This is a genomic window from Amycolatopsis sp. 2-15, assembly GCF_030285625.1.
GTDB lineage: Bacteria > Actinomycetota > Actinomycetes > Mycobacteriales > Pseudonocardiaceae > Amycolatopsis > Amycolatopsis carbonis.
In genome coordinates this window covers 9,219,630-9,233,678 of sequence record NZ_CP127294.1, presented here as the reverse complement: position 1 = coordinate 9,233,678, position 14,049 = coordinate 9,219,630, and the positions used below count along the sequence as shown (strand labels likewise).

9 protein-coding genes are annotated in these 14,049 nt (G+C 70.6%); 5 read left to right on the top strand and 4 right to left on the bottom strand.

Annotation, left to right across the window (positions count from 1 at the left end; genetic code table 11):
- Positions 1 to 50: 50 nt before the first annotated feature.
- From QRX50_RS45495 to lgt, 3 genes are all read left to right on the top strand, one after another.
- The gene (locus tag QRX50_RS45495) at positions 51 to 1,181 is read left to right on the top strand and encodes an amidohydrolase family protein (RefSeq protein WP_285969245.1); all 1,131 of its coding nucleotides are present in this window, start codon (positions 51 to 53) and stop codon (positions 1,179 to 1,181) included.
- Positions 1,178 to 2,353 carry a M20 metallopeptidase family protein gene (locus tag QRX50_RS45490; protein ID WP_285969244.1) on the top strand — a complete coding sequence of 392 codons (1,176 nt, stop codon included), beginning with the start codon at positions 1,178 to 1,180 and terminating at the stop codon, positions 2,351 to 2,353. The genes QRX50_RS45495 and QRX50_RS45490 overlap by 4 nt, the downstream gene beginning before the upstream one ends.
- 91 nt (positions 2,354 to 2,444) lie before the next feature.
- On the top strand, positions 2,445 to 3,509 hold the full coding sequence (gene lgt / locus QRX50_RS45485) for a prolipoprotein diacylglyceryl transferase (protein WP_285969243.1): 1,065 nt from the start codon (positions 2,445 to 2,447) through the stop codon (positions 3,507 to 3,509).
- Positions 3,510 to 3,770: 261 nt separating this feature from the next.
- On the opposite strand, the gene QRX50_RS45480 is transcribed toward lgt, so the two are convergent.
- From QRX50_RS45480 to QRX50_RS45465, 4 genes are all read right to left on the bottom strand, one after another.
- Positions 3,771 to 4,589: a hypothetical protein gene (locus QRX50_RS45480; protein WP_285969242.1), complete on the bottom strand. Its 819-nt coding sequence runs from the start codon at positions 4,587 to 4,589 to the stop codon at positions 3,771 to 3,773.
- A 14-nt stretch (positions 4,590 to 4,603) separates the two neighbouring features.
- A complete protein-coding gene (locus tag QRX50_RS45475) occupies positions 4,604 to 5,998 on the bottom strand; it encodes a hypothetical protein (protein WP_285969241.1) in 1,395 nt (464 codons plus the stop codon).
- 41 nt (positions 5,999 to 6,039) lie between these two features.
- Complete coding sequence (locus QRX50_RS45470) at positions 6,040 to 6,378, bottom strand: hypothetical protein (RefSeq protein ID WP_285969240.1); 339 nt, start codon at positions 6,376 to 6,378, stop codon at positions 6,040 to 6,042.
- A 142-nt stretch (positions 6,379 to 6,520) separates the two neighbouring features.
- Positions 6,521 to 7,315, bottom strand: a complete 795-nt coding sequence (locus QRX50_RS45465; protein WP_285969239.1) for an SDR family oxidoreductase — start codon at positions 7,313 to 7,315, stop codon at positions 6,521 to 6,523.
- A 373-nt stretch (positions 7,316 to 7,688) separates the two neighbouring features.
- Between QRX50_RS45465 and gltB the strand changes: the two genes are divergently transcribed.
- Positions 7,689 to 12,230: a glutamate synthase large subunit gene (gene gltB, locus QRX50_RS45460; RefSeq protein WP_285969238.1), complete on the top strand. Its 4,542-nt coding sequence runs from the start codon at positions 7,689 to 7,691 to the stop codon at positions 12,228 to 12,230.
- Positions 12,223 to 13,731 carry a glutamate synthase subunit beta gene (locus QRX50_RS45455; protein WP_285969237.1) on the top strand — a complete coding sequence of 503 codons (1,509 nt, stop codon included), beginning with the start codon at positions 12,223 to 12,225 and terminating at the stop codon, positions 13,729 to 13,731. The genes gltB and QRX50_RS45455 overlap by 8 nt, the downstream gene beginning before the upstream one ends.
- Positions 13,732 to 14,049 lie beyond the last annotated feature (318 nt).

Below are 14,049 nucleotides of genomic sequence, written 5' to 3'. Positions count from 1 at the left end.
CGACCCGAGAACGCTGAGGGCTTTCCGCTGTCCGCCCTTATGGTGGGGACATGCTGGACTTCGTCGCCGACGTACCGCTGGTCGACCACCACTGCCACGGCGTGGTGACCGGCAACCCCCAGCGCGAGCGCTTCGAGCGGATGCTCACCGAGGCCGACACCGTCTCGCCGCTGGGGACGTCGTTGTTCGACTCCCTCGTCGGGCTCGCCGTGCGCGAGCGGTGCGCGCCGGTGCTCGACCTGCCGAAGCACGCGCCCGCCGAGGACTACCTCGCGCGGCGCGCCGAGCTGGGCGCCGAGGAGGTCAACCGGCGGTTCCTCCACCGCACCGGGACCACCGACTTCCTGCTCGACGGCGGTTTCCAGCCCGACGAGCTGACCGGCACCGCCGAGTTCGCCCGCCTCGCCGGCGCCCGCGCGCACGACGTGGTGCGGCTCGAGCAGGTCGCCGAGGACGTGGTGCGCGCCGGCACAACCGCGAGCCGGTTCGCCGCCGACTTCGGGGTGGAGCTGGAAAAGCGGACGAAGCACGCGATCGCGGTGAAGTCGATCGCGGCGTACCGGGTGGGGCTGGAGCTGTCGGGGGAGCGGCCCGACGCCGTCGAGGTGGTCGACGCGGCCGGGCGGTGGCTCGGGCGCGTCGGCGCCGGGCTGGGGCTGCGCCTGGCCGACGAGGTGCTGCACCGCCACCTTGTGTGGGCCGGGATCGACCTCGGGCTGCCCGTGCAGTTCCACGTGGGCTACGGCGATTCCGACGTGGACCTGCACCGCTGCGATCCGTTGCTGCTCACCGGGTTCCTGCGGGCGACGCGCGAGACGGGCGTGCCGATCCTGCTGCTGCACAACTACCCGTTCCACCGCAACGCCGCCTACCTCGCACAGGTCTTCGAGCACGTCTTCGTGGACACGGGCCTGATCACGCACAACGCCGGCTTCCGCGCGCCGGCGATCTTGGCCGAGACGCTGGAGCTCGTGCCGTTCGGCAAGCTGCTGTTCTCCACCGACGCGTTCGGCCTCGCGGAGCTCTACCACCTCGGCACAACCCTGTTCCGCCAAGGGCTTTCCGGCTTCCTGCAGTCGGCGCTCGAAGCCGACGCACTGTCCGAAGTGGACGCCCAACGCCTCGTGCGCCTGGCCGGGCACGAGAACGCGACCCGGATCTACCGCCTGGAGCCCCGATGACCGACCTGGCCGCGCGCTGGCGTGCCGCCCTCGTCGACGAGCTGCCGGGTGCCGTCGAGCTGCGCCACCGGCTGCACGCCGACCCGCGGGCGTCCGGTGACGAGGAGGACACCGCGCGCGTGGTGGCCGCCGCGCTCGGCGCCGGCGAAGGTCTGCGCGTTGCCAAGACGGGACGCCTGGTCGAGGTGCCCGGCGAGCGCGCCGGCCCCGCGGTGGCACTGCGGGCGGAGCTGGACGCATTGCCGATCGTCGAGCGCACGGGTGCGGCGTGGGCATCGGACTCCGGGCTGATGCACGCGTGCGGCCACGACGTGCACCTGGCCGCGCTGGTCGCCGTCTGCCGGGCGGCGCAACGCGTGGAAGTGCCGCGACGGCTGGTCGCGGTGCTGCAGCCGCGCGAGGAGACGGCGCCTTCGGGTGCGCTGGACATCGTCGAGTCGGGGGCGCTGGAAGAGCTCGGCGTGGACACGGTCATCGGCGCCCACGTGCAGCCGCGGCTCGCGCACAACGTCGTCTCGGCCGCGCCCGGTCCGGTGAACGCGTCGACCGACGAGTTCGAGATCGTGCTCCACGGCCAGGGCGGCCACGCGGGTTACCCGCACCTTGTGCGCGACCCGGTGCTGGCGTTGAGCCAGCTCGTGGTGAGCCTGCAGCAGCTTGCGAGCCGCCGGATCGACCCCGTGCACGGCGCCGTCTGCACGGTCGGGCGCATCCACGCGGGCACGGCCGCCAACGTGGTCCCCAACACCGCGACCGCGCTCGGCTCGCTGCGGCTCATGCGCGCGAGCGACCGCGAGCACGCGCTGGACGTGCTGCACGAGATCGTGCACTCCACCGCCCGGGCGTACGGCTGCAGCGCCGACCTGCAGATCAGCCCGTGCGAGCCCGTACTGGTCAACGACCCGGCGCTGGCGACGGCCGCCCAGACGTGGCTGCTCGACGGCGGCGCCGACGTCGACGTGGACTTCCGCTCCTTCGGCGCCGACGACTTCGCCCACTACTGCGGCACCGGCACCCGCGGGCTGATGCTGTTCGTCGGCCTCGGCGACACCGCGGGCGCGCCCAGCCTGCACGACGAGGTGTTCCTGCCCGAGGACGCCGCCGTCGGCCAGATCGCGCGGGCGCTGATGGCTGGGTACCTCGCCGCTCTGCAGCCGGGTGGCTACGAGTAGTCACCGTCGCGACCGGACCGTGACCGGTCCTTCACGAACCCTTCGGCAGCGCCCTCACCACACCGGAGCATTGACGCGCTACGGTGACCGCGTGTATTCCGCCTCGGCAGCCTTCCTGGCCACGATCCCGAGCCCCGACCGCGGTGTGTGGCACCTGGGGTTCATCCCGATCCGTGCCTACGCACTGTGCATCATCGCCGGCATCATCGTGGCGATCTGGTGGGGCGAGCGCAGGTGGGCCGCGCGCGGGGGCACCAAGGGCACCGTGATCGACATGGCGGTGTTCGCGGTGCCGTTCGGCCTCGTCGGCGGCCGCCTCTACCACGTGATCACCGACCCGGAGCTGTACTTCACGGCCGGCAAGAACCCGTGGAACGCCTTCGCCATCTGGGACGGCGGCCTCGGCATCTGGGGCGCCATCGCCCTGGGTGGCGTCGGCGCGTGGATCGCCTGCCGCCGCAAGGGCGTCCCGCTGCCGGCGATGGCCGACGCGATCGCCCCCGGCATCGTCGCGGCGCAGGCCATCGGCCGCATCGGCAACTACTTCAACCAGGAGCTCTACGGCGCGCACACCGACCTGCCGTGGGGCCTGGAGATCTACCAGCGCATCGACCCGACGACCGGGCTGCCCAACGAGCTCACCGGCATCGCCACCGGCCACATCCCGCTGCCCGACAGCCCCGTGCACCCGACCTTCCTCTACGAGCTGATCTGGAACCTGCTCGTCGCACTGGTCGTCGTGTGGGCCGACCGCCGCTTCAAGCTCGGCCACGGCCGCGCGTTCGCCCTGTACGTGGCCGGCTACACCCTCGGCCGCTGCTGGATCGAGCTCATGCGCACCGACACCGCCAACCACATCCTCGGCCTGCGCGTGAATGTGTGGACCTCGATCCTCGTCTTCGCCGGGGCGGTGATCTTCATGATCGTGGCCAGGAAACGTGGTCCTCGCGAGCTGCCCGAGACCTTGCGCAGCCGGGGCGATGAACGGGACGCGGTGGAGGCCGCGCCGGATTCCGGCCCTGCTTCGGACTCCGCCCCTGCCTCGTCGGACGCCGACTCGCCTGAGGACGGCGGCTCTGAGGCGGAGGCCCGCGACGAGATCACCGTGGACGCCGGTTCCGCCGGCTCGGACGCGGACAAGCCCGAGAAGTCCTGACCCGGTTTTTCACGCACTCACGCACGAGGTCCCCGGCTCGAATTCGAGGCGGGGACCTCGTGCGTTTATCGGTCCGGGTGAGTGGTGACGAGCTGCCTCGACCGCGGTGTGCTGCTCGCGCTGGGCACTTGGGCGGGCGGGTGTCGACGGTTGCGGGTTCGGTGCGGTCGCCGGGCCGAGGTGAGCCGGGTTCCCGGTACCCGGTCCAGCTCGTGGGTGGTGATGCCGGTTCGCGCCGACACCGCCAACCACGAGCGGGATTCAGCCGAGTGGAGAGCCGCCGAAGTAGTCGTCGTCGCCGGAGGGGCGGTCTTCGCTGCGGGGGCGGCGTGGGGAGGGCGGGTCCTGGCGCTTCGGGGTGCCGCGGTCGGCGAGGGGGTTGGTGAACTCGTCGTCGTCCGGGGTGGTGAAGCGCAGGCGCGGGTCCTCGTGCCGGGGTGCGGCATGTCGGCCCTGGTCCGGTTCGGGCGAAGGCGAAGGAGGCGCGGGCGGTGCCGGCGGCTTGCGGTCGGCCAGCGGGTCGGCGAAGTCGTCGTCCGGCGGGGGAGCGCTGTGGCGGCCAGGCGGCGGAGCCGGGCTGGACGGTGAAGCGCTGCTCGCCAGTGGGTCGTCCGTCGAGAAGCCCTTCGGCTCCTCCGCGGCGGCCGGGTAGGTCGAGCGGTTCGAGTCGGCGAGGAAGTCGCGCGAGCCCGTGCGGGCTTCGAGGACCTCCTCGGGCGAGAGGCCCTCTTGCATCTCCTCGTACATGTCCTTCGCGTCGCCGAGCTTGGCGTCGGCCAGGGCGCGCACTTCGGGGTCGGCGAAGGCCTTCCCGGAGGCGACGTCCTTCCACGTCAGCTCGCCGGCGTCGACCTTGCGCTTGACCAGGCGCAGCGCGGCCGGGGCGTCGGGCTTCGAAGCGGCGTTCTTGAGCGCCTCGATGCGTTCGGGGGAGTCGGTCTGCGGCAGCGGCTTCAGGCGGATCTTCTCAAGGTCCTTCAGCAGCTGCCGCGACTTGCTCACGGTGCTGTCGAGCGCCGACTCCGCCTCGCGGATCTCCGGCGTCTTCCACACGTCCTGCGCGGGGGTGGGCCGTGACATGGCGGCGGGTCCTCTCAGTCGTCGATGCGGCCACTGATCCGGCCGCTGCCGGAGTGCGCCGGGGTCCGGCTCTTGCGGCTGTCCCAGTAGTCCTTGTTGTCCTGGTGGTTCTCGCGCGTCTCTTTCACGCCGTCCTTCACGGAGTCCTTGATGTCGCCCACGTCGCCGGCGATGTCCTTGGCGTTGTCCTTGATGTCGCCGACGTCGCCCGCGATGCCCTTGCCGATGTCGACCACGTCGGAGATGCTGCCGACGTCTTTGATCTTCGCCAGCTGCGACCCGATGTCCTTCACCGAGTTCCACAGGTCGCCGACCTTCTGCACGATGTCCTTGATCATGTCGATGATCGAGATCAGCGCGTTGATCAGCGGCAGGATCTCCGACAGCCCCGTGATCGCGTCGGCGATCCAGCCCGCGATGGGCACGCACGCCTCGGCCGCCATCACCAGCAGCCGGTCGATGAGGCTCTTCAACAGGTCGAGCGCCTTGGCCGCCAGCTTCTGCGACGTGTCCGACAGCAGCTCGAAGCCCTTGGCGATCAGCTCCGCGATCCCGGCCTCCGCGGCCAGCCCCGCCCGCCACCCGAGGTCCACGTAGGCCTTGTGTGCCAGCGCCGCCGGGCCGCTCCAGCTGTCCCCGAGGATCTTCTCGTTGCCCACCATCACGGTCGAGAACGCCTTCATCGCCTCGGCGATGTTGCGCCACGCCTCGGCGTCGGCGGAGATCTTCGAGAAGTCACCCGTGATCGGCTCGATGAACTTCTGCGTGAGCGTCTCGCCGGTCAGCTGCTGGAAGATCCACTCGACCGCCATGACCTCCACGCCGGCTTCCTTGACGAGGTCCTGGATGTCCTCGCCGGACGTGTCCTCGGGCGGCTGCAGCTGTTCGCTGATCGAGCTGCCCTCGTCGAACCCGCTCGGAGACGTTGTCGGCGCGGCGCCGGGATCCCCTCCGGACGACGACGGGGAATCGCCACCGTCATCCGAATCATCCTCGTCTGAGTCGTCGTCCTCGTCGTCTTCTTTCTTCTTCTTGGGCTTTTCCTCGTCGTCATCATCGTGGTCGTCGGGCGGCTCCGGAGGCTGACCGCCGGACCCGTGCCCACCCGGACCGTTAGGAGGCCACGGCCCGTTGCCCCCGGGAGCTGCGCGAGGACCGTCCTCTCCACCGTGTGGTTGAGGTGAGCCACTGTGTCCTCCGGCCGGGGTGCCCGGGTTGCCCTGCTGCGGCGGCGAACCCGGCCGGTTCGGCGGCGTGTTCGGGTGCTGGGGCGGCGTGTTCGGGTGCTGCGGAGGTGTGTTCGGGTGCTGCGGAGGTGTGTTCGGGTGCCCTTGCTGCGGCGGGGCAGGGTGCGTCGGCGTGTGGTGCGTCGTTCCGCCGGACCCGCCCGGGTGGCTGTGCCTGGCCATGTCGTTCCCCCTCAGTGGTGGTCGGAGTCAGTGGTGGGTGGTCACTTCGCGCCGGGCGCGCCGACCTCGTCGATCGCGATGCCGAACTCCTTGAGGGTCGCCGCGACCTGGCCGTCGTGGTGGTCGTAGGAGTCGGCGGCGGAGCGGACGCCCTGGCTCAGCGAGGTGAGGCGGTTGTCGCCGAAGTCGAGGGTGCTGCCGTAGAGGTTGCCCACCAGGTCGACCACGGGCTGCAGCAACGCGAACAGGCCGGTGAAGCCCGACTTGTCGCACGCGGTCGTGCGCATGTAGTCCTTGATCTTGCCGACCTGGGCGTGCAGCCCGTCGACGACGTCCGCGTACTCGCGCATGACGTCGGTGTGTACGTCGAAGTCCGACACCGATTCCCTCCCCGTGATCGCCGGCCGACGGACACTATGGCAGGAAGTGATCACCCAGCGTGCGGTGTTTGGGGAAATCCACCGGTTCGGAAACGGCAAGCCGACAAAACGGGTAAATCAGTCACCAGTCCACAAGGGACGATCAGAGGTCCGGCAGTCCGAGCTCGAGGTTCGGCGCCTGGAGGCCACCGTCCACTTCGAGCACCTTGCCCGTCACGTACGCCCCGGCCGGCGAAGCCAGGTACAGCACCGCCGAAGCCACATCCTCGGCGGAACCGATGCGCTGCAACGGGGTCGCGTTCTCCATCTTCACGCGGATCTCTTCGTTGCCCGCCACCAGTTCCAGCGCCGAGGTGAGCACCGAACCGACGCAGATCGCGTTCACGCGCACCTTCGGCGCGAGGTCCACGGCGGCCAGCCGCGTGTAGTGCGACAGCGCGGCCTTCGCCGTGCCGTAGGCGAGAAATCCTCGGCCCTGCACGCGGCCCATGATCGACGAGATGTTGACCACCGCGCCGCCGCTGCCGCCGCTTTCCAACAGTGCCGGGGTCGCGGCGACCGTCAGCGCGTGGGCTGTCGCGACGTTGAACCGGAACGCTTCCTCGAGGAAGTCCGTCGTCGACTCGACGAACGGCCGCGGGTAGGTGCCGCCGACGTTGTTGACGACGATGTCAAGCCGCCCGAACGCGTCCAGGGCCGCCGAAGCCAGCGCGCCGGCCGCGGCCGGGTCCGACAGGTCGGCCGCCACCACGTGCGCGCGGCGCCCGGCGGCAGCCACGCGGGCGGCCACCTCGTTCAGCTGGGACTCCGTACGCGAGGCAATGACCACGTCGGCGCCCGCTTCGGCGAGCGCTACGGCGGTGGCCGCACCGATGCCGCGACCGGCGCCGGTGACCACCGCGACCCGGTCCGTGACGCGGAACCGATCAAGGATCATGCGGCGGACGCTAACACGCTCCACCGGCGAGCGGCATCGGTCACACGGGTGGTCGCTCGCGCCCGCCGGACCCCCAGGAAAACGGCCGGAAACGGCTGTGTCAGGCCGGATGCGTAAAACCCCGGTTACACTTGACGGAAACCGCCCAGATCCGATAGTTAGCTAAGCGAACGACCTGGGTGCCATCAGGAACTACGTCGTTCCGCGCAGCCAGATCGTTACCGTTCACCGCTGTCTGGGGCGCTCTGAGGTGCTGCTCCGGTGTTTCCCAGGTGTTAAAGTCGCGCTAACAAGCGGGCCATCGTCGTCCCGTGCGCTTCCCACGGCCGGTCCGCCGGCCTCGCACGTAGACGACGAAGGAGGTCCCTTTTCCATGATCTTCTCCGCCATTCCCGGCAAGCAGGGTCTCTACGACCCGGCGACCGAGCTGGACTCCTGCGGTGTGGCCATGGTGGCCGACATCAAAGGGCGCCGCTCCCACGGCATCGTCGCCGACGGGCTGACCGCGCTGGCGAACCTCGAGCACCGTGGCGCCGCGGGCGCCGAACCCACGAGTGGTGACGGCGCGGGCATCCTGCTGCAGCTGCCCGACGAGCTGCTGCGCGCCGAAGCCGGCTTCGCCCTGCCCGCCGCGGGCGCCTACGCGGCCGGCATCGCGTTCCTGCCCGGCGAGGCCGAGCAGCGCCGCAAGGCCGTGGAGCTGGCCGAACGCGTCGCCGCCGAAGAGGGCCTCGACGTCCTCGGCTGGCGCGAGGTCCCCGTCGACGTGGACCGGGCCGGAATCGGTCCCACCGCGCGTTCGGTGATGCCGCACTTCGCCATGCTGTTCCTCGCGTCGCCGGACGGGGAATCCGGACTGGAGCTCGAACGGCTCGCCTTCTGCCTGCGCAAGCGCGTGGAGCACGAGAGCGTGGCCTCGGGCTGCGGCACGTACTTTCCGTCGCTGTCGGCGCGCACGATCGTCTACAAGGGCATGCTCACCACCGCGCAGCTGCCCGGGTTTTTCACCGATCTCACCGACCCGCGGCTCGAGAGCGCGATCGCCCTGGTGCACTCGCGCTTCTCCACCAACACCTTCCCGTCGTGGCCGCTCGCGCACCCGTTCCGGTTCGTGGCGCACAACGGCGAGATCAACACCGTGCGCGGCAACCGCAACCGCATGCGCGCCCGCGAGGCGCTGCTCGAGTCCGACCTGATTCCGGGCGACCTCACGCGGCTGTACCCGATCTGTTCGCCGGACGCGTCGGACTCCGCGTCGTTCGACGAGGTGCTGGAGCTGCTGCACCTCGGTGGCCGGCCACTGCCGCACGCGGTGCTGATGATGATTCCGGAGGCGTGGGAGAACCACGCCACCATGGACCCGGCGCGGCGCGCGTTCTACCAGTTCCACGCGAGCCTGATGGAGCCGTGGGACGGTCCGGCGTGCGTCACCTTCACCGACGGCACGCTCGTCGGCGCGGTGCTGGACCGCAACGGCCTGCGCCCCGCGCGCTGGTGGCAGACCGCCGACGGCCGCGTGGTGCTCGCCAGCGAGGCCGGTGTGCTCGACGTGGCTCCCGGCGACGTCGTAGCGAAGGGCCGCCTGAAGCCGGGCCGGATGTTCCTCGTGGACACCGAAGCCGGCCGCATCGTCTCCGACGACGAGGTGAAGTCCGCGCTCGCGGAGGAGCTGCCGTACGAGGGCTGGCTGCACGCCGGGCTGCTGAAGCTGGCCGACCTGCCCGACCGCGACCACGTGGTGCAGAGCCACGATTCCGTGCTGCGCCGCCAGCTCGCCTTCGGCTACACCGAGGAAGAGCTCAAGATCCTGCTCGCGCCGATGGCCGCCAAGGGCGCCGAGCCCATCGGGTCGATGGGCACCGACACCCCGGTCGCCGTGCTGTCGCAGCGTTCGCGACTGCTGTACGACTATTTCAAGCAGAACTTCGCGCAGGTCACCAACCCGCCGCTCGATGCGATCCGCGAAGAACTCGTCACGTCGATGTCGCGCATCATGGGTCCGGAGCGCAACCTGCTCGCGCCCGGCCCCGCGTCGTGCCGGCACCTGAACCTGCCCTACCCCGTGATCGACAACGACGAGCTCGCCAAGCTCATCCACGTCAACGACGACGGCGACCTGCCGGGCTTCGCGTGCAGTGTCCTATCCGGACTGTACGAAGTGGACGGTGGCGCCGAGGCGCTGGCCGCCGCGGTGGAGCGCGTGCGCCGCGAAGCGTCCGAGGCGATCGCCGCCGGGGCGCGCACGCTCGTGCTGTCCGACCGCGACTCCGACCACCGGATGGCGCCGATCCCGTCGCTGCTGCTGGTTTCCGCGGTGCACCACCACCTGGTGCGCACCAAGGAACGCCTGCGCGTCGCGCTCGTCGTGGAGACCGGTGACGCCCGCGAGGTGCACCACATCGCGGTGCTGCTGGGCTACGGCGCCGCCGCGGTGAACCCGTACCTCGCGTTCGAGACGATCGAGGACATGATCGCGCAGGGCGCGGTCACGGGGATCGAGCCGGGCAAGGCGATCCGCAATTACGTGCAGGCGCTCGTGAAGGGCGTCCTGAAGATCATGTCAAAGATGGGCATCTCCACCGTCGGCGCGTACACGGCGGCGCAGGTGTTCGAGTCGCTCGGCCTGAGCCAGGACCTGCTCGACGAGTACTTCACCGGCACGTCGTCGAAGCTCGGCGGCGTGGGGCTCGAGGTGCTCGCCGAAGAGGTCGCGGTGCGCCACCGCCGCGCCTACCCGGACAACCCGACCGACCGCGTCCACCGTGGACTCGACACCGGCGGCGAGTATGCCTACCGCCGCGAGGGCGAGCTGCACCTGTTCACACCGGAGACGGTGTTTCTGCTGCAGCACGCGTCGAAGACCGGCCGCGAAGAGGTCTACCGCAAATACACCGAAGAGGTGCACCGCCTCTACCGCGAGGGCGGCGCGCTGCGCGGGCTGTTCAAGTTCCGTGACGGCGAGCGCGAGCCGGTGCCGCTCGACGAGGTCGAGCCCGTGGAGGCGATCTTCAAGCGCTTCAACACCGGCGCCATGTCCTACGGCTCCATCTCGGCCGAGGCGCACGAGACGCTCGCCATCGCGATGAACCGCATCGGTGGCCGCTCCAACACCGGCGAGGGCGGCGAGGACCCGGAGCGCCTCTACGACCCCGAGCGGCGCAGCGCGATCAAGCAGGTCGCGAGTGGCCGGTTCGGCGTCACGAGCGAGTACCTGGTCAACGCGTCCGACATCCAGATCAAGATGGCGCAGGGCGCGAAGCCCGGTGAAGGCGGCCAGCTGCCACCCAACAAGGTGTACCCGTGGATCGCCCGCACCCGGCACTCGACGCCGGGCGTCGGGCTGATCTCGCCGCCGCCGCACCACGACATCTACTCCATCGAAGACCTGGCGCAGCTCATCCACGACCTGAAGAACGCCAACGAGCAGGCCCGCGTCCACGTGAAGCTGGTCTCCTCGCTCGGCGTCGGCACGGTCGCGGCGGGCGTGTCGAAGGCCCACGCCGACGTGGTGCTCATCTCCGGGCACGACGGCGGCACCGGTGCTGCCCCGATGAACTCGCTCAAGCACGTCGGCACCCCGTGGGAAATCGGCCTCGCCGAGACCCAGCAGACGTTGCTGCTCAACGGTTTGCGCGACCGCATCACCGTGCAGGTCGACGGCGCCATGAAGACCGGGCGCGACGTGGTGATCGCGGCGCTGCTCGGCGCCGAGGAGTACGGCTTCGCGACGGCCCCCCTCGTCGTCGCGGGCTGCGTGATGATGCGCGTGTGCCACCTCGACACCTGCCCGGTCGGCGTCGCGACGCAGAGCCCCGAGCTGCGCAAGCGTTACACCGGCCAGGTCGACCACGTCGTGCGCTTCTTCGAGTTCGTGGCCGAGGAGGTGAGGGAAACGCTGGCGCAGCTGGGGTTCCGCACCCTCGACGAGGCCATCGGGCACGCCGAGGTACTCGACACGGCCGAGGCCGAGGAACACTGGAAGTCGGCGGGGCTCGACCTGAAGCCGATCTTCGAGATGCCCACCGAGACCCCGTACGGCGGGGCGAAGCGGCGCGTGCGGGCCCAGGACCACGGCCTCGAGCACGCCCTGGACCGCACGCTCATCCAGCTGGCCGAGGCCGCGCTGGAGGACGCGCACCCGGTGCGGCTCGAGCTGCCGGTGCGCAACGTGAACCGCACCGTCGGCACGCTGCTGGGCTCGGAGATCACCCGCCGCTACGGCGGTGAGGGCCTGCCCGAGGACACGATCCACGTGCTGCTGACCGGTTCGGCCGGGCAGTCGCTGGGCGCGTTCCTGCCTCGTGGCATCACACTCGACATGGTCGGCGACGCCAACGACTACGTCGGCAAGGGTCTCTCGGGCGGCCGCATCATCGTGCGCCCCGACCCGGAAGCGATCTTCGCCGCCGAGCGCCAGACGATCGCGGGCAACACGCTCGCGTACGGCGCCACGGCCGGCGAGATGTTCCTGCGCGGCCAGGTGGGCGAACGTTTCTGCGTGCGCAACTCCGGCGCCACGGTCGTCGCCGAGGGCGTCGGCGACCACGCCTTCGAGTACATGACCGGCGGCCGGGCCGTGGTGCTCGGCCCGACGGGCCGCAACCTCGCGGCCGGCATGTCCGGCGGAACCGCGTATGTGCTCGACCTCGATCGCGCCAAGGTCAACGGTGACATGGTGGATCTGTCCGTGCCGGGTTCCGAGGACCTGGCGTGGCTCAAGCAGATCGTGCAGCAGCACCACGACCTCACCCGCTCGGCGGTGGCCGCGTCGCTCCTCGGCGACTGGACGCGGCGCTCGGCGGCTTTCACCAAGGTGATGCCGCGCGACTACCAGCGGGTCCTCGACACGGCGACGGCGGCTCGTGCCGCCGGCCGCGACGTCGACGAAGCGATCATGGAGGCCGCTCGTGGCTGACCCGACGGGTTTCATGAAATACCGGCGCGAAGAGCCGAAGAAGAAGGCCAAAGAGGACCGTCTCGCCTCGTGGGGCGAGGTCTACGCTGACGTGGAGCCGGCCCAGCGCAACGAAACCGTGCGCGCGCAGGCCTCCCGCTGCATGGACTGCGGTGTCCCGTTCTGCCACTCCGGTGGCTCGGGCTGCCCGCTCGGGAACCTGATCCCGGAGTGGAACGACCTCGTCCGCCGCGGCGACTGGGCCGCGGCGAGCGACCGGCTGCACGCCACCAACAACTTCCCCGAGTTCACCGGGAAGCTGTGCCCGGCGCCGTGCGAGGCGGGCTGCGTGCTGTCGATCTCGCCGCTGTCGGGCGGACCGGTGGCCATCAAGCGGGTGGAGGCGACGATCGCCGACCAGTCGTGGGAAGCCGGGTACGTGCAGGCGCAGGTGTCCGAGGTGTCCTCGGGCCGGCGCGTGGCCGTGGTCGGCTCCGGCCCGGCCGGGCTTGCCGCCGCGCAGCAGCTCACGCGCGCGGGCCACGAGGTCACGGTGTTCGAGCGCGACGACCGTCTCGGCGGCCTGCTGCGCTACGGCATCCCCGAGTTCAAGATGGAGAAGAAGGTCCTCGACCGGCGCCTCGCTCAGCTGCGCAAGGAAGGCACGCGGTTCGTCACCGGCTGCGAGGTCGGTGTGGACCTCACGGTGGAGGACCTGCGCGAGCAGTACGACGCGGTGGTGCTCGCCGTGGGCGCGCTGCGTGGCCGCGACGACCAGACCACCCCGGGCCGGGAGCTGCGCGGTGTCCACCTCGCGATGGAGCACCTCGTGCCGGCCAACCGGTTCGTGGAAGGCGACGGCCCGCCGGCGATCGACGCGGCCGGCAAACACGTGGTCGTGATCGGCGGCGGCGACACCGGCGCCGACTCTTACGGCACCGCCACCCGCCAGGGCGCGCTGTCGGTGACGCAGCTGGACCAGTACCCGGTGCCGCCGACGAGCCGCGACGACGACCGCTCGCCGTGGCCCACGTGGCCCTACATCCTGCGCACCTACCCGGCGCACGAGGAGGCCGGCGAGCGGAAGTTCGCCGTGGCCGTGAAGCGGTTCGTCGACGACGGCGCCGGCAACGTCAAGGCCCTTGAGCTGCAACAGGTCCGCGTGATGAAGGACCCGGAGACGGGCCGGCGCGAGGTCGTGCCGACCAGCGACGAGGTCGAGGTGCTGCCCGCCGATCTGGTGCTGCTGGCGATCGGCTTCGAAGGCGTGGAGCGGATGGCGCTGCTCGACGGCCTCGGTCTTTCCCTGACCCGGCGCGGCACGTTGTCGTGCGGCGCCGACTGGCAGACCGAGACGCCGGGCGTGTTCGTCTGCGGTGACGCCCACCGTGGCGCGTCGCTGGTGGTGTGGGCCATCGCCGAGGGCCGGTCCGTGGCCAACGCCGTGGACGCGTTCCTCATGGGTGATTCGGACCTGCCGGCTCCGGTGCATCCGACGGCTCTGCCGCTCGCGGTGGTCTGAGCCCCGGTTCTCCAGGCCCCACGTTCTGCAGGCCCCCAGCGCAATGGCGCGCTGGGGGCCTGTTTTTCACCGGTGCCACCGCGCGGGTGATCTACCCGGTACACACGGTGGTTTCCACTGACCGTCGAGAGTGGAACGGTCACCGGAAGCGCCAGTTCGCGCTCAGCGGCGGCGGTTTTTGGCGCTCCCCCTTTTCACCCGGTTTATCAAGCGGAGACTTTTTGGTGCCGCGAGCGCAGAATCGGGCCGCTCGGCTGCCCCGGCCAGATCCACAGTGGATCACCGGCGGCCGGCTCGCCGGCCGGGCGGAGAAGGAGT